General features: G+C 40.9%; 25 protein-coding genes. 15 read left to right on the top strand and 10 right to left on the bottom strand.

Annotated features, from left to right (window positions below):
• The first annotated feature begins 46 nt into the window (after window positions 1-46).
• The 8 genes from bioA to DDU33_RS01590 are packed head-to-tail and all read left to right on the top strand — an operon-like array spanning window position 47 to window position 7691.
• On the top strand, window positions 47-1333 hold the full coding sequence (gene bioA, locus DDU33_RS01625) for an adenosylmethionine--8-amino-7-oxononanoate transaminase (RefSeq protein WP_108922750.1): 1287 nt from the start codon (window positions 47-49) through the stop codon (window positions 1331-1333).
• Entirely contained in the window at window positions 1326-2468 is a 1143-nt protein-coding gene (locus DDU33_RS01620) for an 8-amino-7-oxononanoate synthase (RefSeq protein ID WP_108922748.1), read from the top strand. The genes bioA and DDU33_RS01620 overlap by 8 nt, the downstream gene beginning before the upstream one ends.
• A gap of 12 nt (window positions 2469-2480) precedes the next feature.
• A complete protein-coding gene (locus DDU33_RS01615) occupies window positions 2481-3146 on the top strand; it encodes a DUF452 family protein (protein ID WP_108922746.1) in 666 nt (221 codons plus the stop codon).
• Window positions 3137-3898 carry a malonyl-ACP O-methyltransferase BioC gene (bioC, locus tag DDU33_RS01610; RefSeq protein WP_108922744.1) on the top strand — a complete coding sequence of 254 codons (762 nt, stop codon included), beginning with the start codon at window positions 3137-3139 and terminating at the stop codon, window positions 3896-3898. The genes DDU33_RS01615 and bioC overlap by 10 nt, the downstream gene beginning before the upstream one ends.
• A gap of 1 nt (window position 3899) precedes the next feature.
• Entirely contained in the window at window positions 3900-4544 is a 645-nt protein-coding gene (bioD, locus tag DDU33_RS01605) for a dethiobiotin synthase (protein WP_108922742.1), read from the top strand.
• A 22-nt stretch (window positions 4545-4566) separates the two neighbouring features.
• Window positions 4567-4857 carry a DUF5377 family protein gene (locus DDU33_RS01600; protein WP_005820375.1) on the top strand — a complete coding sequence of 97 codons (291 nt, stop codon included), beginning with the start codon at window positions 4567-4569 and terminating at the stop codon, window positions 4855-4857.
• A gap of 6 nt (window positions 4858-4863) precedes the next feature.
• Window positions 4864-5766 (top strand): tyrosine recombinase XerC, encoded by a 903-nt coding sequence (xerC, locus tag DDU33_RS01595; RefSeq protein ID WP_108922740.1) that lies wholly within the window; start codon window positions 4864-4866, stop codon window positions 5764-5766.
• A gap of 47 nt (window positions 5767-5813) precedes the next feature.
• Complete coding sequence (locus tag DDU33_RS01590) at window positions 5814-7691, top strand: SLC13 family permease (RefSeq protein ID WP_108922738.1); 1878 nt, start codon at window positions 5814-5816, stop codon at window positions 7689-7691.
• A gap of 165 nt (window positions 7692-7856) precedes the next feature.
• Here DDU33_RS01590 and DDU33_RS01585 read toward each other — a convergent pair whose 3' ends face one another.
• Window positions 7857-8657, bottom strand: a complete 801-nt coding sequence (locus DDU33_RS01585) for an IclR family transcriptional regulator (RefSeq protein WP_108922736.1) — start codon at window positions 8655-8657, stop codon at window positions 7857-7859.
• A 216-nt stretch (window positions 8658-8873) separates the two neighbouring features.
• On the opposite strand from DDU33_RS01585, the gene yiaK reads away from it, so the two are divergent.
• The 4 genes from yiaK to DDU33_RS01565 all read left to right on the top strand — a co-directional run bounded on the left by yiaK (window position 8874) and on the right by DDU33_RS01565 (window position 12178).
• Window positions 8874-9872: a 3-dehydro-L-gulonate 2-dehydrogenase gene (yiaK, locus tag DDU33_RS01580; RefSeq protein ID WP_039895944.1), complete on the top strand. Its 999-nt coding sequence runs from the start codon at window positions 8874-8876 to the stop codon at window positions 9870-9872.
• A gap of 78 nt (window positions 9873-9950) precedes the next feature.
• Entirely contained in the window at window positions 9951-10418 is a 468-nt protein-coding gene (locus tag DDU33_RS01575; RefSeq protein ID WP_108922734.1) for a NanQ anomerase/TabA/YiaL family protein, read from the top strand.
• A 3-nt stretch (window positions 10419-10421) separates the two neighbouring features.
• Window positions 10422-10904: a TRAP transporter small permease gene (locus DDU33_RS01570; protein WP_005820363.1), complete on the top strand. Its 483-nt coding sequence runs from the start codon at window positions 10422-10424 to the stop codon at window positions 10902-10904.
• Window positions 10901-12178, top strand: coding sequence for a TRAP transporter large permease subunit (locus tag DDU33_RS01565; RefSeq protein ID WP_108922732.1), 1278 nt, complete (start codon window positions 10901-10903; stop codon window positions 12176-12178). The genes DDU33_RS01570 and DDU33_RS01565 overlap by 4 nt, the downstream gene beginning before the upstream one ends.
• A 116-nt stretch (window positions 12179-12294) precedes the next feature.
• Here the strand turns inward: DDU33_RS01565 and DDU33_RS01560 are convergent, their stop codons facing one another.
• Window positions 12295-13269: an IS30-like element ISApl1 family transposase gene (locus DDU33_RS01560; RefSeq protein WP_012478345.1), complete on the bottom strand. Its 975-nt coding sequence runs from the start codon at window positions 13267-13269 to the stop codon at window positions 12295-12297.
• Between the two features lie 108 nt (window positions 13270-13377).
• On the opposite strand from DDU33_RS01560, the gene DDU33_RS01555 reads away from it, so the two are divergent.
• Both DDU33_RS01555 and DDU33_RS01550 read left to right on the top strand, forming a co-directional pair.
• The gene (locus tag DDU33_RS01555) at window positions 13378-14328 is read left to right on the top strand and encodes a TRAP transporter substrate-binding protein (protein WP_244175340.1); all 951 of its coding nucleotides are present in this window, start codon (window positions 13378-13380) and stop codon (window positions 14326-14328) included.
• Between the two features lie 90 nt (window positions 14329-14418).
• Window positions 14419-15879 (top strand): FGGY-family carbohydrate kinase, encoded by a 1461-nt coding sequence (locus DDU33_RS01550; protein ID WP_108922730.1) that lies wholly within the window; start codon window positions 14419-14421, stop codon window positions 15877-15879.
• 78 nt (window positions 15880-15957) lie between these two features.
• Here the strand turns inward: DDU33_RS01550 and DDU33_RS01545 are convergent, their stop codons facing one another.
• A complete protein-coding gene (locus DDU33_RS01545; RefSeq protein ID WP_005819142.1) occupies window positions 15958-16710 on the bottom strand; it encodes a M48 family metallopeptidase in 753 nt (250 codons plus the stop codon).
• Between the two features lie 70 nt (window positions 16711-16780).
• Window positions 16781-17308, bottom strand: coding sequence for an inorganic diphosphatase (gene ppa / locus DDU33_RS01540; protein WP_005823469.1), 528 nt, complete (start codon window positions 17306-17308; stop codon window positions 16781-16783).
• Between the two features lie 75 nt (window positions 17309-17383).
• Between ppa and DDU33_RS01535 the strand changes: the two genes are divergently transcribed.
• Window positions 17384-18085 (top strand): tRNA1(Val) (adenine(37)-N6)-methyltransferase, encoded by a 702-nt coding sequence (locus DDU33_RS01535; protein ID WP_005819147.1) that lies wholly within the window; start codon window positions 17384-17386, stop codon window positions 18083-18085.
• A gap of 64 nt (window positions 18086-18149) precedes the next feature.
• Here DDU33_RS01535 and DDU33_RS01530 read toward each other — a convergent pair whose 3' ends face one another.
• From DDU33_RS01530 to tatB, 6 genes are all read right to left on the bottom strand, one after another.
• Window positions 18150-19151 (bottom strand): DUF3298 and DUF4163 domain-containing protein, encoded by a 1002-nt coding sequence (locus DDU33_RS01530; RefSeq protein WP_108922728.1) that lies wholly within the window; start codon window positions 19149-19151, stop codon window positions 18150-18152.
• Between the two features lie 59 nt (window positions 19152-19210).
• Window positions 19211-21079 (bottom strand): RNA polymerase sigma factor RpoD, encoded by a 1869-nt coding sequence (rpoD, locus tag DDU33_RS01525; protein WP_108922726.1) that lies wholly within the window; start codon window positions 21077-21079, stop codon window positions 19211-19213.
• 416 nt (window positions 21080-21495) lie between these two features.
• Window positions 21496-23085, bottom strand: coding sequence for a peptide chain release factor 3 (prfC, locus tag DDU33_RS01520; protein WP_108922724.1), 1590 nt, complete (start codon window positions 23083-23085; stop codon window positions 21496-21498).
• A gap of 127 nt (window positions 23086-23212) precedes the next feature.
• A complete protein-coding gene (gene hemB, locus DDU33_RS01515; RefSeq protein WP_108922722.1) occupies window positions 23213-24232 on the bottom strand; it encodes a porphobilinogen synthase in 1020 nt (339 codons plus the stop codon).
• 66 nt (window positions 24233-24298) lie between these two features.
• Window positions 24299-25039, bottom strand: a complete 741-nt coding sequence (tatC, locus tag DDU33_RS01510) for a twin-arginine translocase subunit TatC (RefSeq protein ID WP_005819157.1) — start codon at window positions 25037-25039, stop codon at window positions 24299-24301.
• The gene (gene tatB / locus DDU33_RS01505) at window positions 25029-25625 is read right to left on the bottom strand and encodes a Sec-independent protein translocase protein TatB (protein WP_108922720.1); all 597 of its coding nucleotides are present in this window, start codon (window positions 25623-25625) and stop codon (window positions 25029-25031) included. The genes tatC and tatB overlap by 11 nt, the downstream gene beginning before the upstream one ends.
• Between the last annotated feature and the right edge of the window lies 1 nt (window position 25626).

The raw sequence follows: 25626 nt of genomic DNA, 5'->3' as shown, positions 1-25626 counted from the left end.
ATGATGAAGCCCTATTCACAAAATAGGGCTTTTTTATGGTGGTAAAATGGATTTAGACAAATTAATTGAGATTGACCGAGCGCATATTTGGCATCCTTATTCATCAATGACGCAACCTATACCCGTTTATGCGGTGGAAAGTGCAAAGGGCGTTGAAATTTATCTTAAAGACGGTCGTGTGCTGGTTGACGGTATGTCGTCTTGGTGGGCAGCTTTGCACGGTTATAACCACCCACGCTTAAACAACGCAATCACTGAACAATTAGCCAAAATGAGCCATATTATGTTCGGCGGTATCACGCACGAACCGGCGGTAAAATTAACGGAAAAATTGCTGACCATTTTACCCCAATCATTAAACAAAATATTTTTTGCCGATAGCGGTTCTGTTGCGGTGGAAGTGGCATTGAAAATGGCATTGCAATATTGGCAAGCGAAAGGGGAAGAGCGAAATCAATTTGCCACCGTGCGTTCGGGCTATTACGGCGATACCTGGCACGCCATGTCTGTTTGCGATCCTGTTACGGGTATGCACGGCTTATTCCGCCACCGCTTACCGATTCAACATTTTTTACCCCAACCTTCGATTAAATTTGATGAAGAATGGCAAGAAAGTGCGATTGAACCATTGAAAGAATTGCTTGCTCAGGAAGGACACCACATTGCCGCATTGATTTTAGAGCCCATTGTGCAAGGCGCCGGCGGAATGTATTTCTATTCGCCAATGTATTTAAAACGAGCGAGAGAACTTTGCGATCAACATGGTGTATTGCTGATTTTTGACGAAATTGCTACAGGTTTTGGGCGGACAGGCAAATTATTTGCTTTAGAATATGCCAATGTTGTGCCGGATATTCTTTGTATCGGCAAAGCATTAACCGGCGGTTACTTAACATTAGCGGCAACCATTACTACCGAGTATATTGCTCATACCATCAGTGAAGGCGAGGCAAAATGCTTTATGCACGGTCCAACGTTTATGGGGAATCCACTGGCTTGTGCGGTAGCCTATGAATCTCTGTCACTTTTACTGGAAAGCGATTGGCAACATAAAATCCATCAAATTGAAGCGCAGCTCAAGGCTGAACTTGCACCGGCTAAAGCGTTTAAATCCGTTGCTGAAGTCCGTGTTCTAGGGGCGATTGGGGTGCTGGAAATGCGTGAAGCAGTCAATATGGTTTCTTTACAAAAACGCTTTGTAGAAAAGGGCATTTGGGTTCGTCCTTTTGGTAAACTTATTTATATTATGCCGCCTTTTATTATCGAACCTAACCAATTAAGCTTTTTAACCGAGCAATTATTAGCCGTAGTTAAAGAGGAATATGATGAATAAATTTACTCAACATCTTCAGCAATTAGATGAAATTGGGCAGAAACGCCAATTCCCTGATATTGAACATCAGGGAAAATTTGTTGTTGCTCGTGGTCTGACGATGTTGAATTTATCCTCTAACGATTATTTGGGTTTGGCAAATGATGCACAACAGGTGGAAAGATTTTTGCAATCTATCGGTAAAAATCAACCGCTCACATCATCATCTTCTCGTTTATTAACGGGCAATTTCCCGATTTATCAGGATTTTGAAACGCTATTAGCACAACGTTTTCAGCGAGAATCCGCTCTATTATTTAATAGCGGCTATCACGCCAATATTGGTATTTTGCCTGCAGTGGCTGATAAACAAACCTTAATTTTGGCCGACAAATTTGTTCATGCCAGTCTGATTGACGGCATTCGACTTTCCGGGGCGGATTTTTTCCGTTATAAGCATAATGATTATCTTCATCTTGAGCTGCTATTGCAGACACATTCAGAGCGCTACCAACAAGTGATTATTGTTACAGAAAGTGTTTTTAGTATGGACGGCGATATTGCGGATCTTCAACAGTTAGTTGCACTCAAAAAACGTTACACCAATGTGCTACTGTATGTTGATGAAGCCCACGCCATAGGTGTATACGGGCAACAAGGCTTGGGAATGGCAGAAGTCTTCGACTGTATTCAAGAGATTGACTTTTTAGTGGGGACTTTTGGTAAGGCATTGGCATCTATGGGGGCTTATCTTGTTTGTGATAGCGAGATAAGAGAATACTTAATCAATACGATGCGTCCTTTAATTTTTTCTACCGCACTTCCACCGATTAATGTTGCTTGGACTTACTTTTTATTTGAACAATTACCGCAATTTACCGAAAAGCGTCATCATCTTGAGAAATTAAGCCAAATCTTGCGAACTGAAGTGGCGAAAAGAAGTGAATTTCCGCTGTTAAGCGAAACTTGCATCGTGCCATATATCTTAGGTAAAAATCAGCAAGCGGTGGAAAAAGCCGATTATTTGCAAAAACAAGGCTATTATTGCTTACCTATTCGTCCGCCAACAGTACCCAAAGGCACGGCACGTTTGCGTTTTTCATTAACCGCAGATTTAACCGAACAAGAAATAAAAGGCTTAATCGCATATTTATAAAAGGAGAATTAAGTGCGCTATCAACATATTGCACGCCAACAGCGTAAATTGCTTGTGTATTTTTCCGGCTGGGGAACGCCAATCAGTATTGCGAAATACTTGGAATTATCGAACGATTTCGATTTACTGATTTGTTACGATTACCGAGATTTGCATCTTGAATTTGATTTTTCGGGCTATCAAGAAATTTATGTGGTGGCTTGGTCTCTAGGCGTTTGGGTGGCTGAACGTGTTTTACATGCTATTCCTTTGACTCACGCTGTGGCGATCAATGGAACGGGGGCACCTAAACACGATCAATTTGGCATTCCAACGGCAGTGTTTGACGGTACGCTTGCGTCTTTAAGCGAAGAAAATCTTGCAAAATTTGAACGCAGAATGTGCGGTAAAATTGCCCTAGAAAATTACCGCTTGTTACCTGAAAAGCGAGATTTCACAGAAGTAAAACAAGAGTTAGCGCACTTAAATGATTGTATTATGCAAGATAATCGAACGGGGTTGCTAGTGTGGCAAAAAGCTATTATTGGCAACAAAGATAAAATTATTCCAACACAAAATCAGCTTGAGTACTGGCAAAATCAACCGCAAACCAAAATTCAGCTTATTGATGCGGAGCATTATCTTTTTAATCACTTTTCCGGTTGGCAAGAACTGCTTAAGGATACCGCGTGCAGTTAGTGGATAAACAGCAAGTCGCTATCCGATTTTCACAAGCAAAATCGGAATATGATAATAATGCGATTGCTCAACAATGTATTGTACAAAAGCTGATGGCGTTACTCGCAATCCAAGGCAAAGCTTTTGGCAAAATACTTGAAATAGGTTGCGGCACAGGTATGTTAAGTGAACAACTTGTATCGCAATGCTCTTTCGAGCGTTTGGTACTAAACGATCTTTGTCGCGATTATGAGCCTGCTTTACGCCAAAAATTACCTTATTCTTCGGTGCATTATCACTTCGGTGACGCGGAGCGAGAAAATTTCGGCATGGGTTATGATTTGGTGATTTCCGCTTCTTCGGTTCAATGGTTTGAAAACGAAGCGAACTTCCTGAAAAAGACGGTCAACATGCTGAATGATGACGGCATTTTATTGTTTAATACATTTTCTCCTAAAAATCTTTATGAAATTAAGTGTCTGCTTAAAACAGGATTAACTTATCCCACCGAAGACGAATGGTATAAATTATTAGCCGATAAATTTGAAGTTCTTGTTTTAACAACAGACAAAATCCCACTCTATTTTGATTCGGCATTGTCAGTATTGATCCATTTAAATAAAACAGGGGTAAGCATTATTGATCCCTCTAAATGGTCGGACAAACGTCTAACTCAGTTTGAACAGCGTTATCGTACGCGATTTCAGCAGAATTTAGGCGTTACATTAACTTATACGCCACTTTATGTAATGGCTCGTAAAAAAAGGAAATAACATGCTTGGTAAAGTGATTTTTGTATCGGGTATTGATACCGATGTAGGGAAAACCATTGCAACAGGTTTTTATGCTAAGAAATTGCTGGAACAGGGATTTTCCGTCATTACGCAAAAAATGATTCAAACCGGCTGTGAAGGGATTGCGGCCGATATTTTAGTGCATCGCAAAATTCAAGGCATTGATTTATTGCCTGAAGATAAAGCAGGTTTGACTTGCCCTTATGTTTTTCCTTATCCTTGTTCGCCACATTTAGCGGCGCGTTTAGCGCATACGGAAATTGATGAAAATAAAATTAACCGCGCGGTTCATCAATTAAGACAGAAATATGATTATGTCTTGTTAGAAGGCGCCGGCGGACTGGCTGTGCCTTACACCGAAACGAGAACCACCTTAGATTATTTGAAAACACAGCGATATCCGCTAATTTTGGTTAGTTCAGGTAAATTAGGCAGTATTAATCACACGTTACTCAGTTTGATGGCGTGCCAGCAATACCAAATTCCTTTAGAAGCATTGGTTTATAATCGTTATCTTGATCAAGACTCTCTGATCAGTCAAAATACAGAAGCATATTTATTAAATTATTTACAACAATATTTTCCGAAAGCGAAATTTATTGGTTTAGATAATATCGATATTTAACACAACATACTAAGAGGTAAACATGTCAATTAAAACCGAAGTTTTATTTAGTAATCATTGGAATGTTCGCGTGAGTGACCCAGGCGAAGAAGGCAATGTAAATCACTTTTTTGAAACGGTGTATATTACTCTTGAAGCACATATTTCATCAGCAAAAACGATCTATTCATTTGTACGTAAAGTAGAAGATGATATTAAAGTGCAACGTGAATTTACGGATTTAGATGAATTATTTGAGTTCTTAGGACAGTATCTAAGCCCCGTGGCATTAGGTAATGTCGGCGTAAAAATTGGGCAATTAGGTTTAGCTTAATTTGTGATGGACAATACGCTTTACGCTCAAATTCAGCCTTATTGGGATTATCTTCGAGCAGAAAAACAAGTTAGTCCCCATACGTTGAGTAACTATCAACGCCAGCTACAAGCTGTCTGTGCGATGTTAAAGCAGCATCAAATCAGTTCGTGGCAAGAGGTGGATGCTTCGGTTATTCGCTGGATTTTGAGCCAAAGCCATAAACAAGGTTTAGGCGCTAAAAGTATCGGTGTAAGGCTAGTCGCATTGCGACAGTGGTTTGCTTATTTAGTCAAACACGAACAACTGCCGGCAAATCCGGCTCTTGGGATTAAAGCCCCAAAAGTAGGGCGACATTTACCTAAAAATGTGGATGCCGAGCAGGTCGCTCAATTATTAAATACGGAAGCGACCACGCCTTTAGAAATTCGTGATTTGGCGATGATGGAGCTGATGTATAGCTCAGGGTTACGACTTTCCGAATTACAAGGGTTGGATCTTGACTGCATGGATTTAGCCACCCGAGAAGTACGTTTACTCGGTAAAGGAAATAAAGAGCGTATTGTGCCAATTGGCTCGAAAGCACTTGAAGCGATACATCGTTGGCTTGAGGTGCGTATGAGTTTTAATCCTCAGGATAATGCGGTTTTTCTTAATAATCGAGGCGGACGTTTGTCTCATCGCTCAATTCAGCTCATTATGGAAAAGTGGGGGAGAAAGCAAGGGTTAGAAACGCATTTACACCCTCACAAACTTCGACACTCTTTTGCGACCCATATGTTGGAAGGCTCGGGCGATTTACGTGCCGTGCAAGAATTGCTAGGGCATAGTAGTTTAGCAACCACGCAAATTTATACCCATTTGGATTTTCAACATTTAGCAAAAGTATATGATGCGGCTCATCCTAGAGCGAGAAAGAAAAAGACCTAAGTGGATAAGCGGTCTAATTTTTCAAATATTTTGCAATTGAGGTGGCTATGAATACCTTAAATTCTCTTTCTTCTTACCTGCCTGATATGGTATTCCAACCTTTATTTATTGTGTTGGCACTCCTTGCTGTCGCCATTATTCTTTTCATTCAAAACAAGCTCAGAATGGACGTAGTGGCATTATTAGTAATGCTTGGCTTTAGTTTAAGTGGCATTTTAACCACTCAAGAAATCTTTGCCGGTTTGAGCGATCCAAATATCGTTTTGTTGGCATTACTTTACATCATTGGCGAATCTTTATCTCGAACCGGCGTAGCAAATAGTATCAGCGATTGGCTTATGCGAGTAGCTGGCGCGAGCGAAACGAAAGTTCTTGTTTTGTTGATGTTATCCATTGGTGTGCTTGGCTCTTTTATGAGTTCAACCGGCATTGTGGCGATTTTTATTCCGGTGGTCTTAGCGATTTGTGCCGGCATGAATATTTCCCCTCGCCGTTTAATGATGCCGTTAAGTGTGGCGGGGTTAATTAGCGGTATGATGACATTAATTGCCACCGCACCGAACTTGGTTACCCATTCAGAATTAGTTAAAGCAGGCTATCAAGGCTTTCATTTCTTTAGTTTTACGCCGATCGGTATCGTAGTTCTTGGTTTGGGTATCTTGTATATGTTAGTTGCTCGTCGTTGGTTAGATGATGGGGTTGCAAATAATGTGAACAATAGCAACGAAGATTCGATGGCGAAATTGATCGAAGAATATGGACTTAACGGTCGGGCAAAAATGGTCATTCTAAAAGAGGATTCACCGCTGATTGGTAAAACGATTGATGAGCTAAAACTTCGTTCGGTTTATCAAATGAACATTATCGCCATTCAGCGTTTTAAGAATTTCCGCCATATTACGATTGCGGCTTATGGCAACGATCAGTTACAGAAAAAAGATATTTTATTGGTTGATATTGGTGTCGATGAAGTTCGTTTTCTTGAATTATGCGAACTCTTTAAACTTCAACAAATTGAATTAAAAGGTAGCTATTTCTCAACGCAAGCGAAATCCGTTGGCATGGCAGAACTTGCGGTCATGCCGGAAACGGAGACCATTGGTCGCACAATTCCTGAATTACGTTTTCGTTCTTCTTATGGATTAAGCATTATTGGCATTAAGCGTGAGAAAAACATTCTACACAACGATCTATTAAGCGAAACGATCCAATCGGGCGATATTCTACTTGTTATGGGGATCTGGTCGAAAATTGAAACGCTTGCCAAAGAACGTAAAGACTTCTTTCTATTAGGCTTGCCAAAAGAGAGCAAATTGGCAGTACCGGCAGCAAGCCAAGCGCCACATGCACTCTTTTCCGTGTTTTTGATGGTGGTGTTGATGATTACCGGTATTGTACCAAACGTGATTGCGGCGTTAATTGCCTGTCTGTTACTCGGCAAGTTCCGCTGTATTGATATGAAATCTGCGTATGATTCTATCCATTTCCCGAGTTTGATTTTGATTGTCGGCATGATGCCGTTCTCCATCGCCATGCAAAAAACGGGCGGAGTAAGTTTGATGGTTGAAGAGTTTATCCGCATAACCGGTGGTGCACAGACGAATGCTTATTTTATTCTATTAGGCTTATTTGCTTTAACCGCGGTGGTCGGCTTATTTATTTCAAATACGGCAACGGCAATTTTGATGGCACCGATTGCCATTGAAGTTGCCAAACAGCTGGGTTATTCGCCAACGGCATTGGTAATGGTCATTGCAATTGCCTCCTCCGCCGCCTTTATGACCCCAATTTCATCACCGGTCAATACCATGGTCATTGGTCCTGCCGGTTATCGCTTTATGGATTTTGTCAAAATCGGCGTGCCGTTTACCATTTTGGTTATGCTCGCCACGGTATTCCTTGTGCCGATTTTCTTTCCATTATAAAAATTTGACCGCTTGTTATACCTTTTACAAGCGGTCGTTTTTTCTAGAATTTTGCAGATTTACGGTATTATGTAGCATTTGCACAAATATTTAATATTTTCGTAGGGGCGGGGTTTATCCCCGCCCCTACATTAAATCTTCTTAAAATTGACTTTTGTGCAATTGCTACATAGTACCGGCTTTTTCCCACCCTAGTTCTTTTGAAATCGCTAAAGCGGTTTGTTTAATTTCTTGATGTAAGAAATCTGTGCCAATTTGATGCAACCTTGATACCGATGTTGAAATCGAGAGGGCGTATTTAACTTCGCCTTTAAAGTTAAAAATGGGATAGGCGATGCAAGTTACACCAATTTCATTTTCTTCTTTATCGAGTGCAAAATGTTGCTGTTTGATTTCCTCGAGTTCATTTTGCATTGCATTGATATCCGTAATCGTGTTACACGTGAGCGGTTGAATAATCTCTTGATGACTCTCCCAGTATTTTTCTAAATAATCGAGTGAATTTTTATCGTAAGCAAGATAGAGTTTCCCCATACCCGAACAATACAGCGAGAGGCGTTGCCCGATATAAGCACGAGTTTGTAGCATGCCCGTTGTTGGTTCTAACTTATAAATCATGATGGCATGATCATCTTCTCGCATTGAAAAATTGACCGTTTCACCCGTTTTTAAATTAAGTTGCTCAAGGTAAGGAGCAGCAACATGAATAATGTTGAGTGACGAAAACATTTTGTGCCCAATCGAAAGGCATTTTGTCGTGAGCCGATAGCTTCCTGCCGTGGTCGCTGGTTGAATAAACCCTTCTTGTTGTAGCCCTTGCAGTAAGCGATGGACTGTACTCTTATTTAACTCTGCTGTTTCCGCCAATTGTGCTAAAGGGCAACCATTGGGGTAATTGCTTAAAATATCCAGTAATTTTAGCCCTCGAATTAAGCTTTGATTTCCGTTTGCTTTTTCTTCTGTCATATCCATTCCGTACTGATTTTTGATTAGTCTTTTTTATTAAAAGAGAATTTCCGAATAAAAAATGTGATGGAGTTCACACTTTTAGAATTCAAAATGTGAGGGATCTCACAAAATTGAATTTTCCCGCTTAACGTCTAATAAATAACCCTCTAATATTCAAATATGAAATAGCATTTCATAAAATGAAATTATAGCCTAAAAGGAGCCATTATGACTATTCGTGTATCCTATGATGAATTAAAAGCGGAGTTTAAACGTGTATTACTTGCTCGCCAAGTTCGTGAAGAGATCGCAGAAGAATGTGCAACGGTTTTTACTGACACAACACAAGCCGGTGCTTATTCGCACGGAGTAAACCGCTTTCCTCGTTTTATTCAGCAGCTTGAAAACGGCGATATTGTCCCTGAAGCCGAGCCTACCAAAGTATTAAGTTTAGGTGCAATTGAGCAATGGGATGCACATCAAGCCATTGGGAATTTAACGGCGAAGAAAATGATGGATCGTGCAATGGAATTAGCGGCACAGAATGGTATTGGCGTGGTCGCATTACGAAATGCAAACCATTGGATGCGTGGTGGTTCTTATGGCTGGCAAGCAGCAGAAAAAGGTTATATCGGCATTTGTTGGACGAATGCACTTGCGGTTATGCCACCTTGGGGCGCAAAAGAATGCCGTATTGGGACGAACCCGTTAATTATCGCAGTGCCGACAACGCCAATTACCATGGTGGATATGTCTTGTTCAATGTACTCTTACGGTATGTTAGAAGTACATCGTTTAGCCGGTCGCCAAACTTTTGTTGATGCCGGTTTTGATGATGATGGTCATTTAACCCGTGATCCAGCAACGGTTGAGAAAAATCGCCGTTTATTACCGATGGGCTTCTGGAAAGGTTCGGGTTTATCTATTGTGTTGGATATGATTGCAACATTGCTTTCAAACGGCGAATCCACAGCCGCAGTGACAGAAGATAAAAGTGATGAGTATTGTGTATCGCAAGTCTTTATTGCCATTGAAGTTGATCGTTTGATTGATGGTAAAACAAAAGAGGAAAAACTTAACCGCATTATGGAATATGTGAAAACAGCTGAACCGTCAGATCCAAATGTGGAAGTGCGTTTACCGGGGCACGAATTTACGACCATTTTAGCGGATAACAAAGCAAACGGTATTCCTGTTGATGATACGGTTTGGGCGAAATTGAAATCTTTATAACGGAAGTGTGAAAAGCCGATGCGCAAGCGGTCAAAATATTGAAATGTTTTGCAAATCGGCTTCACAAAGGAGCAAATGATGTTTTTTGGTCATATCTCAAATTACAATCCCAAACAATATCCAAAAGCAATCGCCTTTGCTTTAGATTATCTGAAAAAGACCGATTTTGATAAGATGGAAGCCGGTGTATATGAGTTAAAAGGACGTGAAATTTTTGTTCAAGTTTTAGACTTGGTAACTCAACCTAAATCGGCATTTCAGCCGGAAGTTCATCGCCGTTATCTTGATGTGCAATATCTACACAAAGGGAAAGAAGTGATGGCGGCGGCAACGGATTTAGGCACAAACCCGATTGCACAGGCATATGATGAAACTCGTGATATTCAATACTACGCCACAGCGGAAAACGAAAATGAATTCCGTTGTGTGAGTGGTAATTTTGCTGTCTTTTTTCCTGAAGATACCCATAGAACCGCAATTTATGATGGTACGGAGATGATCCGAAAAATTGTCGTCAAAATTGCGATGAGCGAAATTGAGGAGTGATTTATGAAATCTCTGGCTCAACTGGTTGGAAAAGCACTTGAAGCTCTATGTGTGCTTATTCTTACCGCAATGTCTATTTTAGTTTTTGTGAATGTGGTTTTACGCTACGGCTTTAATAGTAGTATCAGCATAACCGAAGAAGTCTCTCGCTATATGTTTGTTTGGCTGGCATTTTTAGGTGCGGTTCTAGCTTTTAGCGAAAATCAGCACGTGAGCGTAACGGTTTTAACCGATAAATTATCGCCGGTAGGTCGCTCATTATTACGTCTCGTTACCGATGCTGCAATGCTGTTTTGTTGCTACCTTATTATTGATGGAAGCTGGATCCAATTTCAATTAAACCTCAATAATCTTGCCCCGATTTCCGGTTTACCGCAGGGAATTACTTATTTAGCCAGCGTGATTGCAGGTAGTTTAATCGGTATTTTAATTGTGGCGAGAATGTTTACAACCATTGTTAGCCTTGGAAAAGGAGAAGCACAATGACCGTTGCTATTTTCCTCTCAGTATTATTAGGTGCTATTCTTCTTGGTGTGCCTGTTGCTTTCGCCTTATTGATTTGTGGCGTAGCGTTAATGCTTCATTTAGACCTCTTCGATGCACAAATTCTTGCGCAACAAATTGTGAGCGGTGCAGATAGTTTTTCGTTAATGGCAATTCCTTTCTTTATTCTTGCCGGCGAAATTATGAATGAAGGTGGGCTTTCTAAACGCATTATTGACTTACCAATGAAATTGGTGGGTCATAAACGTGGTGGCTTAGGTTTTGTTGCCATTTTGGCGGCAATGATTATGGCAAGCCTTTCAGGATCAGCAGTAGCGGATACAGCGGCAGTGGCGGCAATGTTGCTACCAATGATGAAAACCACTGGCTATCCGTTAGATCGTTCAGCCGGTCTGATTGGGACAGCTGGTATTATTGCGCCGATTATTCCACCTTCCATTCCGTTTATCGTGTTTGGTGTAGCAAGCGGTGTTTCCATTACCAAATTATTCTTAGCCGGTATTTTCCCAGGCATTATGATGGGGATCTGTTTAGCCGCATTATGGTGGTGGCAAGCAAAACGCCTTGACTTGATGACCTTCTCTAAAGCAACGAAACAAGAACTTTGTATTTCATTTAAAAACAGTATTTGGGCATTATTACTCCCTGTCATCATCATTGGTGGGTTCCGTTCAGGTATGTTTACCCCAACGGAAGCCGGTGCTGTTGCAACCTTCTATGCTCTTGTGGTTTCGCTCTTTGTTTATCGTGAACTCAAAATCAAAGATTTATATAAAGTGATCTTAGCGGCAGCAAAAACAACCGCTGTGGTGATGTTCTTGGTGGCAGCTGCTAATGTAACAGGCTGGTTAATTACCGTGGCTGAATTACCGACTATGCTTACAGAGTTGTTAGAACCTCTCATTGAAAGCCCAACAACATTATTGCTTGTGATTATGCTAGCAGTATTTGTTATTGGTATGGTTATGGATTTAACCCCGACGGTATTGATTTTAACCCCTGTGCTTATGCCACTTGTTGAAGAGGCTGGTATCGACCCTGTTTACTTTGGTGTGTTATTTATCTTAAATACCTCTATCGGCTTAATTACACCACCGGTCGGCAACGTATTAAACGTCATTACCGGTGTGTCAAAATTACCGTTTGATCAGGCAGCGAAAGGGGTATTCCCATATTTAATGATGATGATTGCGTTATTACTTGCCTTTGTTTTTGTACCAGAGTTGGTGTTAGTACCATTACAATGGATGCAATAACAAGCGGTCAGCTTTCGCAAAAATTTTACAAAGTATCCCTTATGTTTTCATAAGGGATAATAAAAACACTAATCCATAGGAGAACTCTATGAAAACATTCTTTAATTCTTGAATTGTCAAACCAAGTGCAACGATTTTTTGAAGTAAACTTCATAAGGTGTTTTCCAACCTAAACATTTACGTGGTCGTAAATTCAGTTTATTGATCACCTGTTGAATATCAACTTCGCTCCACTGATTGATGTCTTGGTGCTTCGGAAAGTATTCACGAAGTAACCCATTTGTATTTTCATTCGTTCCCCGTGTCCACGGTTGATGCGGCTCGGGGAAGTAAAATTCTACACCCAGTGCTTCTGTTACCAAACGATGTTGGGCAAATTCTTTACCACGGTCTGGCGTAATTGACCGCAATATATGTGAATCCAGCAATTCAATCATGGCTTTTTGGACTGCTTCGGCTTTTTTGGCAGGAATTTTCTTCACCAACTCAAAACGACTTTTGCGTTCCGTCAGCGTCAGCAAACAAGCTCCACCCGCTTTACCCAGTACGGTATCGGCTTCCCAATGTCCAAAGCGACTGCGATTTTGCGCCGAAATGGGACGGTCGTTCAAATGGTTGGATATCTGAATTTTGCCACGTTTTTCATGATGATTTTTTGTATGCCGTGTTTTGCCTTTGTGGCGCAGTTTGCGACTGGCTTTGCGTTCGCCTATATCAAACAACCCTGAATAAATACCACGATAAATGGTTGAATAACTAATGGATAATTCAGATTTTTCCAATTTTAATCGTGCGCTGATTTGTTCGGGCGACCAGTTTTCTGTCAGAAACTTTTCTTGCACCAAATTGAAATATTCAGGCTGCTCTAATTTGCGCTGTGCTTTGCTATTTTGACGATGCTTCAAATAGCTGTTTTGTGCGTTCGTTGCACTGTAGCTTTCTAGAGCGTGTCGTTTCAGCTCGCGAGAAATGGTGCTGGAGCTACGTCCCAGTGCTTTGGCAATTTCTGCTTGTTTTTTGCCCTGTGCGAGTAAAATCATTATCTTTTCTCGCTCGTTTATTGTAAGATGTCGGTAGGAAGTACTCATCATTTGGAAGTGGTTTTTGTGTGGAAACAAAATTATATTCTAGTTGATGAGTACTTCTTTTTTTGTTGCACTTGGATTGTAAATTCAGCTTTAAAAACATTAGCTGCTGTAGTGGTATCAGCGGTTGCATTTTCTGGTGTCGCACAAGCAGAAGTTTCATTACGTTTTGGTTATGAAGCACCACGTAGTGATAGTCAGCATATTGCAGCCAAAAAATTCAATGATTTATTAAATGAAAAAACCAAAGGCGAAGTTAAGTTAAAACTTTTCCCAGATAGCACTTTAGGTAATGCACAAACGATGATTAGCGGTGTGCGTGGCGGTACCATTGATCTTGAGATGTCTGGTTCACCAAACTTTACAGGCATTGAGCCAAAATTAAATGTGATTGATATTCCATTTATTTTTAAAGATCGTGCTCACGTTTATAAAGTGTTAGATGGCGAAATTGGACAAGGTTTATTGAAAGATCTTGAAGCACAAGGCTTAAAAGGTTTAGCGTTCTGGGACGTTGGCTTCCGTGCATTCTCTAACTCAAAACACCCAGTAACAAAACCGGAAGATATTAAAGGCTTAAAAGTTCGTACTAACCAAAACCCAATGTACATCGAAGCCTTCAAATTGTTAGGTGGTAACCCTGTGCCAATGCCATTGGCGGAGCTTTATACCGCACTCGAAACCCGTGCAGTGGACGCACAAGAGCACCCAATCGGGATTTTCTGGTCTTCAAAATTGTATGAAGTACAAAAACATTTAAGCTTAACCAACCACGGCTATACTCCGTTAATTGTGGTAATGAACAAAGCCAAATTTGATAGCTTAGCACCAGAACTTCAAACCGCTATTGTTGAAGCAGCAAAAGAAGCCGGGCAGTTCCAACGTGATCTTAATGTGAAAAACGAGCAAGAGATCATTGCGAATTTACGTAAACAAGGTATCGAAGTGATTGAACAAGTGGATACTAAGCCGTTTAAAGCGGTTATTGAAGAACAAGTACGTAAAAGTTTTGTGGAAAAACACGGCGATGAGCTGTTGAAAAAAGTGGATGCATTAGCACAATAATGGCAAGACAAGCGGTTAGATTTTGCGAAATTTTTGCAAAATCAGACCGCTTTTCTTTTCTGTATTTTGATTTGTAGAAAAGGAACTGTTATGAACTACTATCTCGGTATTGATTGCGGCGGTACTTTTGTGAAAGCCGCACTGTTTGATGAACAAGGCATCGTACAAAGTCTTGCTCGAGAAAATGTTTCCGTTATCAGCGAGCAAGCTGGCTATGCGGAACGCGATATGTCGCAATTATGGGCCGTATGTGCCAATGTGATTAAAAACGTCATCATTCAAAGTAAAATCAATGCTGAAGACATTAAAGGGGTTGGCATTTCGGCACAAGGAAAGGGAGCCTTCTTACTGGATAAAGAACAGCAACCACTTGGGCGAGCCATTTTATCTTCGGATCAACGTTCGTTGGAGAATGTAAAACGTTGGCAGGCTGAAGAAATCCCTCAACAGTTATATCCTCTTACACGTCAAACACTTTGGACGGGGCATCCTGTTTCGATCTTAAAATGGCTTCAAGAAAATGAACCGGAGCGTTATGCGAAAATTGATAAAGTGCTGATGTCGCACGACTATCTGCGTTTTTGTTTAACAGGGCAATTACATTGCGAAGAAACAAACATTTCAGAGAGTAATCTCTATAATATGTCCGCAGGAAAATATGATCCTGCCTTAGCCGAACGGTTAGGCTTGCAAAATATCTTAGAAAAATTACCGCTTGTGATTAAACCGAATGAAATTGCAGGCTATGTAACCGAGCAAGCCGCACAACAAACAGGACTGGCAGCAGGCACGCCCGTGGTAGGGGGCTTGTTTGATGTAGTTTCTACCGCTTATTGTGCAGGCTTAGATGATGAAACAAAATTAAATGTGGTGTTAGGAACTTGGTCGGTAGTAAGTGGTATTACAGATCATATTGATGAAACACAGACACTTCCGTTTGTTTATGGACGTTACGTAGAAGCCAATAAATTTATCGTTCACGAAGCCAGCCCGACTTCTGCCGCAAATTTAGAATGGTTTTTAAAACAATGGAGCGATCTCAGTTACCAGCAAATCAATGAAGGTATTACTAAACTTGCGCCGGCAAGTAGCTCGATCTTATTTGTACCGTTTTTGTATGGCTCAAATGCTGGTTTGGGTATGCAAGCGAGCTTTTACGGCATACAAGCTCATCATACGCAAATGCACTTACTGCAAGCGATTTATGAAGGCGTTTTGTTTAGTTTAATGCACCATTTAAACCGAATGTTACAACGTTTTCCTCACGCAAATATTTTACGGGTAACCGGTGGACCGGCAAAATCGGCTGTTTGGATGCAGATGTTAGCGGATCTTAGTGGTATGAGGTTAGAAATCCCACAAGTCGAAGAAACGGGTTGTTTAGGAGCAGCAATGATGGCGATGCAAGGTACGGGCAGAAAAACCACGGAGCTAAAAGCATTGACCTCAGAAATGAAAGTGTTTGAGCCAAATCCAAATCATTACGCAGCATATCAGGCTAAATACCAACGTTATCAGAAATTGACAGAGGCATTAAAAGTTATGCTTTAAAAAGATAAAGGGGCAATTTCAAATTGCCCCTATTGGTTTCTACGATAGTAAAATATCTGTCAAATTTGACCGCTTGAATTAGCGTTTATTCGCTTGATATACCTTCATCGCTTCAGGAATTAAGCGTTCTAGATTTTCTTTACGATCTGCATTTGATGGGTGAGTTGAGAAAATGGATAAGCCTGAATCACCACTTGCTTGGCTCATTTTTACCCATACATTTGGAGCAGCTGAAGGATTATAGCCCGCTTGTGCCATTAACATTAAACCGATTTCATCTGCTTCCGTTTCTTGACTACGAGAGAATGGTTTATTAGCGATCAAGTCTGTTCCTGTGCTGAGAAGTCCCCCAGTATCAACACCTAATGCTGCAGTTGCGGCAGCATCTGCAATGGAGCCCAAAATACCAGTAGTCATTTCAAAATTATAAGACGATTTACTATGTTCTTCCAAGGCATGAGCCATTTCGTGCCCCATTACCGTTGCAATTTCATCATCTGTCATTTTGAGTTTTTCAACAAGCCCCGTATAAAACCCCATTTTTCCGCCGGCCATTGCCCAGGCATTTAACTCATTTGTACGAAAGACGGTAATTTCCCAACTAAAAGGTACGCCGGTTTTATTGGCTTTTTCCGCATAAGGCTTCATGCGATTAAAGACAGCATGAATGCGCTTAGCTGTTGATGATGAGGTATCAATAGCTTTGGCATTTTGTTGCTTCATTTGTGCATAACCTTGTAATGCTTTTGCGTTCATTTGTTGTGTATTCACACAAGCTGCAATCGCAGTAACGATAAAAGCAGAAAGGGCAAGGCGCTTGATCATTTTCATTTTTATATCCTCAATGAAGTATAAAAAATGCCAAAGCAAAACTCTGGCATTTTCATTTCTTTGTTAAAGATTATTTTTTAGCACGTTCGAAAGATTCTAAGATCTCTTGGCGAGCAGCTTCAACGCCTTCCCAGCCTTCAACTTTAACCCATTTACCTGCTTCTAATGCTTTATAGCTTTCGAAGAAGTGTTGGATCTGTGCTTTTAATAATGCCGGTAAATCACCAACATCTTTGATGTGATCGTATTCTTTGCTTAATTTTGTGTGTGGAACTGCAACTACTTTTGCATCGCCACCTGCTTCGTCAGTCATTTTTAATACACCAACCGGACGGCAGCGGATCACTGAACCTGGTTGAAGTGGGTATGGTGTTGGTACTAATACATCTACCGGGTCGCCATCTGAAGAAAGCGTGTTGTTCACATAACCGTAGTTTGCCGGATAGAACATTGCTGTTGCCATAAAGCGATCTACGAATAAAGTGCCAGTTTCTTTGTCCACTTCGTATTTGATTGGATCTGAATTCGCTGGAATTTCGATCACAACATAAATATCATCTGGTAATTCTTTACCAGCTGGTACGTTTTCTAAGCCCATTTTGATTTCCTTCTGTTGTAGAGGTAAAAAAACAATGAGATTATAGCGTATCTCAAATCAAATTTGTATGTAGAAATGAAAAAATCAGCACCTTTTCAATTTAAACAATTTAGCGTAGCACATGATAAATGTGCCATGAAAGTGAATACCGATGGCATTTCATTAGGTGCCATTGCAGATATTTCGAATGTTCAACGCATTTTAGATATGGGCACAGGATCGGGATTGGTTGCGCTTATGTTAGCGCAACGAACAGAAGAACGTTGTCAAATTACAGCATTAGAATTAGAGGAAAATGCTTACCAACAAGCGGTTGAAAATGTGAAAAATTCTGCATGGTCTGCGAGAATTAACGTTGTTCATGGCGATGTGATGAATGCGGTTTTCTCAGAAAAATTTGATTTAATTGTGTCTAATCCACCTTATTTTTCACAAAGTTTGGCTACACGCAACCCACAGCGCGATTTAGCACGTACTGTGGTACAAAGCCATTTAGATTGGCTTAATCAGGCAAAAGAATGGTTAAATGAAACAGGTAAAATCACGTTTATTTTGCCCGTTGATGCTGGCGAGAAATTGATTCAAGAGACAACACTTCATTGCATTTCTCGTTGGTTAATTAGCCCTAAAGTCAATAGTTTACCTAAACGTATGATTGTAACCTTTAGCCCGACTTTTGCGCCTTGTCAGGAAGAACACTTAACGATTTATCAACAAGATCAGCAATACAGTGAAGCATTTAAGCATTTTACGAGGGAATTTTATTTGAATATGTAAGGCAAAGTCGTGGCTCCCTTCGCTAATGAAGGAAGCCTACGGATTTTTGAACTAGGGAAAGAACTTATTGACCTTCAGGAAAGGTATAAAACCCATCTTTTTCAGTTTGTTTGAATTCTGGGGTAAGTAGCTCATTAAGTTGATAGTAGTTAATGGCTAACTCAATTTCACCTTCTGCATAAGCCCTTAATTCATATACCGGATACACAAAAACAATTCCATCATTGCTAAAGTAGAAATTGTCAGAAATACGGAAATCTTTTTTCTCGACAAACAATGGGGTTTGCCCTTCACCACTGCGCTCTGAGGTGTATGTTTCCCATAAAAGCGCTTTAAGTTTTGCTTGGTTTTTCTCGCTGACCACATCATTAAGTGTAATCAATGCTTTTTTGTTCGTATCAATGTTAAGATAATTTGTATAGCCTGTACCATGAGCGCCACCGGTAAAGGTGTAAGTACTCTGCGTAAAAGAGACAATATGATTACGCTGTCCTAAATATTGAGTATAGACGCTTTCTTCCATTGCAAAAGGTTTATACTCTTTCGCATCTTTTTCCAACTCTTGGTATATTTTTTCAAAGCGTTCAACAATATCTTGTGGTTTTACTGCGGTAAGGTTCACTTTCTCCGATTCATCTTTTGTGAGATAAAGCTTTAATAACTCTTGTAATAAGAGTTGATCTAACCACTCAATATGCGTCATGGCGGTATTTACAAAAACACTCACTTTAGATTCTTCGCGAGCAAATTCATCTTTGGGATCTTTCGGAAATTTTAACGTTTCGGATTTATCAATCAACTTCGTGATTTCAACTTGCAATGCTGGGAATGAGGCGGTACGTTTTTGTAGCTCATCATACTCAGCACGCAATTTTGTATAATCGGCTTTAAGCGCATTAAATTCATTTTCTTTGGCGGTTAAATCTGCCTGTGATTTTTTGTAATCAGTCTGTAATTGAACGAATTGCTTTTCTGTTTCAATCACTTTTTGGGATAAATTGGCATCATCGCAACCGGCGAGGATAAAAGTCATGGTAAGCAATATCGCTAAGCGTGATTTTTTCATTGTTATTTTCCTTATCGCTAATGAGAAAAATCCCCAGCCCAAAGACTGAGGATTTAGAACTAATCGTCTAAGAAACTGCGTAATGTTTCTGAACGGCTAGGATGTCTTAATTTGCGTAATGCTTTGGCTTCAATCTGACGAATACGCTCACGGGTAACATCAAACTGTTTGCCCACTTCTTCAAGTGTATGGTCGGTATTCATATCAATACCAAAACGCATACGCAATACTTTTGCTTCACGTGGTGTTAAGCCTTCGAGAACTTCATTTGTCGCAATGCGCAAACTTTCCGCTGTGGCAGAATCTAATGGTAACTCAAGGCTTTCGTCTTGAATAAAGTCGCCTAAATGTGAATCATCGTCATCACCAATTGGGGTTTCCATTGAGATTGGCTCTTTCGCAATTTTCAGCACTTTACGGATTTTGTCTTCCGGCATATTCATACGTTCAGCTAGCTCCTCCGGCGTTGCTTCACGCCCCATTTCTTGCAAGCATTGACGAGAAATACGATTTAATTTGTTAATCGTTTCAATCATATGCACCGGAATACGGATTGTACGAGCCTGATCTGCAATTGAACGGGTAATCGCTTGACGAATCCACCAAGTTGCATAGGTTGAGAATTTATAACCACGGCGGTATTCAAATTTATCAACCGCTTTCATCAAACCAATGTTACCTTCTTGAATTAAATCAAGGAATTGTAAACCACGGTTGGTATATTTCTTCGCAATTGAGATCACTAGACGCAAGTTTGCTTCCACCATCTCTTTTTTCGCACGGCGAGCTTTAAGTTCACCATTGGCAATACGTCCACCAATTTCACGAATTTGTGCAATCGTTAAGCCGGATTGTTGCTCAAGATTTTGTAAATTCACAATATTAATGCGGATTTTTTCCACATAATTAGCTAATTTAGGCGCACCACCTTTTTTAGCATTAATGGCTTTCTCGATCCAAGCTTCAGTGGTTTCGTTATTTTGGAATGCTTTCAAGAAATCTGCTTTTTTCATGCCAGCATATTCAACGGCATAACGTTGAATTTGACGTTCTTCCGCACGAACTTGCTTCATCAATTTTTGCATTGAGCCTACCAGTAAATCGAACTGTTTAGGCACTAAACGGAACTCACGGAAAATATCAGAAAGCGCATTAATTTGTTCTTTCGCTTTTGCATGCGTACGTCCGTGTTTTTGAATCGCCAGTAATGCTTTTTCGTGTTGAGCTTTTAATGCCGCAAATTTTTCACGAGCTAGTTCTGGATCAATTGAGCTATCATCAGCACTATCTGAACCACTATCGCCATCTTCGTCTTCAGATTCATCATCAACATCAGCAACGATATCGCTTTCTTCATCCTCATTTAAATGAGCATCTTCATCAATCGGAGCTTCTTCTTGTGCATTTGGATCAACAAAAGCACTAATCAGATCGACTAAACGCATTTCGCCGGCTTCAACTTGTGCATAACATTCTAATACGCCCACTAATGCCTCTGGGTATTCAGCCACAGCGCATTGTACTTCGTTAATCCCTTCTTCAATACGTTTTGAAATTTGAATTTCATCTTCACGAGTTAAAAGTTCAACCGTACCCATTTCACGCATATACATACGCACAGGGTCAGTTGTACGACCGAGTTCAGACTCTACGGTAGAAAGCACTTTTGTTGCCTCTTCTACCACGTCTTCATCGGTAATATTTTCGGCAAGCATTAGCTCATCGGTATCTGGGGCGGTTTCTAAAACTTGGATCCCCATATCCGTAATCATTTGAATAATGTCTTCAATTTGCTCTGCATCAACCAATTCTTCAGGTAAGTGGTCGTGGACTTCAGATAAAATAAGGTAGCCTTGTTCACGACCTTGAGCAATCAGAAGTTCGATTTGAGATTGTTGTTCTAATTGTTGATCTACGTGTTGTTCCATAATGATTTCCGTTTTTGAGCAGGCAAAAAAATAGTAGTGGATTATACCATTTTTTCCGCCTATTTTGGCAAGATTTATCTCAATAAGTGCGCTTTATATAGGTATTTTGAGGAAATTTTCAAGAAAGAATAAAAAGTTAAGCGGTCAATTTTTTCGATGATTTACGGTATTATGGAACAGTTACTCAAAATTTTATTTAATTTCTCCCCCTCCGTTTACGGAGGGGGGATAGGGGGGAGGGAAAAATTTAACTTTCACTCGTTATATTATTTCCCCTCCCTCAGCCTTCGGCAGCTCCCTCCGTAAACGGAGGGAGCGAAGGTCTTTGAGCTAAATGATTCTTTGTGAAACTGCTACATAATACCGATGATTTGTAATATGGCATCAAAAATTGACCGCTTGTAGAAATGTCTAAATCAATGCTCTCTCGTTTTAAAGAACTCCACATCAGGATAACGCTCTTGAGCCAAGTTGAGATTTACCATTGTCGGGGCAATATAGGTTAAGTTATCGCCACCGTCTAAGGCTAAATTCTGCTCGTTTTTTCGTTTAAATTCTTCAAACTTCTTCGCATCTTTGCATTCCACCCAACGGGCTGTCGCCACATTGACGGTTTCATAGATCGCTTCGACGTTATATTCGGTTTTCAGGCGTGAAACCACCACATCAAACTGAAGTACACCGACTGCACCAACGATTAAGTCGTTATTCATCAATGGACGGAACACTTGCACCGCACCTTCTTCCGATAGTTGTACCAAACCTTTAAGCAACTGTTTCTGCTTGAGCGGATCTTTTAGGCGGATACGGCGGAACAATTCAGGGGCGAAGTTCGGAATACCCGTGAATTTCAAGTTTTCCCCTTGGGTAAAGGTGTCGCCGATTTGGATTGTGCCGTGATTGTGTAAGCCGATAATATCGCCGGCATAGGCTTCTTCTGCGTGGGAACGGTCGCCTGCCATAAAGGTTAAGGCATCGGAAATGATCACATCTTTGCCGATACGAACGTGCTTGAGCTTCATTCCTTTTTCATATTTGCCCGATACCACACGCATAAAGGCAACACGGTCGCGGTGTTTTGGATCCATATTCGCTTGGATTTTAAACACAAAGCCACTGAATTTTTCTTCGTTTGCGTCCACTTTGCGTAAATCAGTCTCACGGGCTTGCGGAGCTGGCGCCCATTCGGTTAAGCCGTCTAAGAAGTGATCGACCCCAAAGTTACCTAATGCTGTACCGAAGAAAACAGGGGTTAATTCGCCGTTTAAGAAAGCGTCCAGTTCAAATTCGTGGCTTGCCCCTTGTACAAGCTCTAATTCGTCACGTAGTTGTTGAGCTAAGTCATCGCCTACGGCTTGGTCTAACTCTGGATTGTTTAGCCCTTTGACGATACGCACTTCCTGAATGGTATGTCCTTGCCCTGTTTGGTAGAGATAGGTTTCGTCTTTATAGAGATGATACACCCCTTTGAACAACTTACCGCAACCAATCGGCCAAGTGATCGGCGCACAGTTGATTTTCAACACGCTCTCGACTTCATCTAACAGTTCCATCGGATCACGAATATCACGGTCGAGCTTGTTCATAAAGGTTAAAATCGGCGTATCACGCAAGCGGGTGACTTCCATCAATTTAATGGTACGTTCCTCAACCCCTTTAGCACTGTCGATCACCATCAAACAGCTATCCACCGCCGTTAAGGTACGATAGGTATCTTCCGAGAAGTCTTCGTGTCCCGGCGTGTCAAGTAAGTTCACCAAGCAATCATTGTAAGGGAACTGCATTACGGAGGTGGTAATCGAAATCCCACGTTGTTTTTCCATTTCCATCCAGTCGGATTTGGCGTGCGCTTGCGAGCCTTTGCCTTTTACTGAACCTGCCGTTTGAATGGCGTTTCCGTAAAGTAACACTTTTTCGGTGATGGTTGTTTTACCGGCATCGGGGTGAGAAATAATCGCAAAGGTTCTGCGTTTATTCACTTCTTGAGGGTAGTTATTTAATGACATATTTTCTCTTAATTCGTCTGCAAAAATGGGCGTATTATCCTTGAAATTGAGGGATTTTGCAAAAAATCTCCCAAATTAGACCGCTTGTAAAAACAAAGGCTATTGCAATGAATAGCCTTTCAACTGCTTACTTATGGCTATCTTGATATAACCACTCCGCGACTTGTTTGGCGAAGTAGGTTAAAATACCGTCTGCACCTGCACGTTTAAAGCAGAGTAAACCTTCCATAATACATTCACGCTCTTTTAGCCAACCGTTTTGAATAGCTGCCATATGCATCGCATATTCGCCGGATACTTGGTAGGCAAAAGTTGGCACACCAAAGGTCTCTTTCACACGCCAAACCATATCTAAATAAGGCATTCCGGGTTTAACCATAACCATATCAGCACCTTCTTGGATATCCATTGCCACTTCGTGTAAACCTTCATTGCCATTTGCCGGATCAACTTGGTAGGTATATTTGTTTCCGCCTTTTAAATTACCGGCAGAGCCAACCGCATCACGGAAAGGTCCGTAATAATTTGAGGCGTATTTAGCCGAATAAGCCATAATTTGGGTATTGATGAAGCCTTTTTCCTCAAGGGCTTTGCGGATTTCGCCGATACGTCCATCCATCATATCACTTGGTGCAACAACATCAGCACCTGCTTCAGCGTGAGAGAGGGCTTGTTTAACCAGAATTTCTGTTGTGACATCATTAAGGACATAGCCTTCTTCATCAATAATCCCATCTTGACCGTGGGTTGTGAAAGGGTCGAGCGCCACATCAGTCATGACCCCCAATTCAGGATAAGCTGCTTTTAATGCTTTTACGGCACGTTGCGCAAGCCCGTTAGGGTTATAAGCTTCTTCAGCCATTAGTGATTTTTTGGCATCGCCAACAACAGGGAAAATGGCAATCATGGGTACACCATACTTCACTAATAAAGCTGCTTCGACTAATAACTGATCGATCGTCAAACGCTCAACGCCCGGCATGGAAGGCACTTTCACTCGTTCATTTTCGCCTTCAATAACAAAAACAGGATAAATTAAATCATTTGCCGTTAATTGATTTTCAGCGACTAAACGGCGGCTAAAATCATGTTTACGTAAACGGCGCATACGGCGTTGTGGGAAAGCTGTGTTCAGGTATTGACTCATAATATGTCCTTAATTGCAAAAAAATGGAAAAAATAACCCGCTTGTAAGCGGGCTAGTTATCGTAAATTAAGCGGTTTCCTCGCTCTCTTCTTTTGGCTTATAGAATTTGGCGCAAATTACACCTACTTCAAATAATAAGCACATTGGCACGGCAAGCAGTGTTTGAGAGAAAACATCCGGAGGGGTAAGTAACATACCGATCACGAATGCTGCCACGATAATATACGGGCGTTTCTCACGTAAATCTTCCGGTGTTGTTACGCCTGCCCAGCAAAGTAAAATAATCGCAACCGGCACTTCAAAGCAGATACCAAACGCCATAAAGATGGTTAAAACAAAGTCAAGGTAACTGCTAATATCTGTTGCCATTTGCACACCCTCTGGCGCTGTGCTGGTTAAGAAACCAAAAACTAATGGGAAGACAACATAATAAGCAAAAGCAACGCCACAGTAGAACAATAAAGTACTGGATACTAATAGCGGATAAACTAAACGCTTTTCATGTTTATAAAGCGCCGGTGCAACAAAAGCCCATATTTGATACAAAATAAAAGGCACAGAGAGAAAAATGGACGTGACAATCGTCAATTTAATCGGGGTAAAAAATGGTGTCGCAACATTGGTTGCAATCATTGTTGCCCCTTCCGGCAAGTTGCTTGTCAGCGGTGTCGCTAACAAGGTGTAAATATCGTTTGCCCAATAAACAAGAGCACAAAAAACCACTAATACGCAAACGACACAACGCAATAAACGATTGCGTAACTCAAGTAAATGGCTAATAAGTGGTTGGGATTGATCAGCTTGCATTGCTTTTCTCCTTCTTTGTTGCCGGAGAAATTTCATCATCAGGCGGATAATAAGCAGAGAGTTGCTCGCTTAATTTTTCTTCATCTAATTCAGCCATTTCAGCCAGTTCTGCTGGTGAAAGTTCCTTGGCTTCATTTTCTGATGCAAGCGGTGCGTTTTCTGTATTTTTTTGCAACGCACTTTCTGCGACTTGATTTTCAGAAGTTTGGTCAAGTTGCTCACTTTCAGCCGAAATTTTTGCCTGAATATCCGCGACTTGCTCATCGGTTAATTTGGTAATATCGTTTTTAGCTGTATTTAAACTTTCTTGCATTTGTTGAGCAGATTGTTTAAGTTCTTCGACCGTTTTGCTTAATTCAGGCGAAAGGGAAGATAAGTTTAATGCCTCAGCTTTTTTGATGCTGTCTTTAAGCTCTTGCAATTTAAGCTCTTGTGCTAATTCATTTTGCACGTTAGCTGCCAGCCCCCGAATGGTGCGAATCCACCCCATTACGGTGCGAATCGCAATAGGCATTTTTTGTGGGCCGAGAACCACTAAGCCCACAATAAATATCAGCACTAATTCAGAAAAACCAATATCAAACACG

This window comes from Actinobacillus porcitonsillarum (assembly GCF_003101015.1).
Classification (GTDB): Bacteria; Pseudomonadota; Gammaproteobacteria; order Enterobacterales; family Pasteurellaceae; genus Haemophilus_A; species Haemophilus_A porcitonsillarum.
Note: the sequence above shows the minus strand (reverse complement) of the source record. Positions and strands in the feature narration are given on the sequence as shown.